The organism is Kineococcus glutinatus (assembly GCF_039542765.1).
In the GTDB taxonomy this organism is placed as follows: Bacteria; Actinomycetota; Actinomycetes; order Actinomycetales; family Kineococcaceae; genus Kineococcus_A; species Kineococcus_A glutinatus.
In genome coordinates this window covers 1-715 of the sequence record NZ_BAABIL010000515.1, presented here as the reverse complement: position 1 = coordinate 715, position 715 = coordinate 1, and the positions used below count along the sequence as shown (strand labels likewise).

The window sequence follows — 715 nt, the reverse complement described above, 5'->3', positions numbered from 1 at the left end:
CCCGGCGCTGGCGCTGCTGGCGGTGGCGGTGGGCGCCGCCGGTCTCGGCTCGGCGGTGTGGGGGCTGGCCCGGCAGTCCTACCTGACGGCCGCCGCGCGGATCCCCACGCCTCCCACGACCGGCCGCCGGTCCAGCCGTGCGGGTCGCGGCTGTCGGCGCCGAAGCGCGGGGCGAGCAGGGCCAGCAGCACGAGGACGAGGAACAGGACGAACGCGGTCACCGTGCACCCCCGCGGCGGTGGGACCTGCGGGCGCCCGGGAGCACTATTCCCAGCGGAGCGGTAGCGCTATCATTCTGCTTCATGTCTGACGATAGCAGCGTGCAGCGCGTGGCGACAGCCCTCCGCCGCCGCGCCGCCGTGCTGCGCCCCGGCGACAAACTGCCCAGCAGCCGCGCCCTCATCGCCGAGCTCGGCGTCGGCCCCGTCACCGTGCAGCGCGCCCTCGACCAGCTCGTCGCCGACGGCACCGTGCAGACCCGCCCCGGCGCCGGCACCTTCGTCGCCCGGCCCACCACCACCGCCACCACCGACACCGCCTGGCAGCGGGTGGCCCTCGGCGACTCCCCCGTGCACACCGCCGGCGTCGAGCGGCTGCTCAGCCCACCCCCCGCCGGCGCGCTGCCGATGGCCACCGGCTACCTCGACCCGGGCCTGCTGCCCAGCGCCCGCCTCGCCGCCGCCCTGGCCGGTGCCGCCCGCCGCCTCGACGGGGT

1 protein-coding gene is annotated in these 715 nt (G+C 77.9%); it reads left to right on the top strand.

Annotated features, from left to right (window positions below; all coding sequences use genetic code 11):
* Positions 1-329: 329 nt before the first annotated feature.
* Positions 330-715 (top strand): GntR family transcriptional regulator (locus tag ABEB16_RS17370; protein WP_345713480.1); only part of this gene is annotated, 386 nt, incomplete at its 3' end.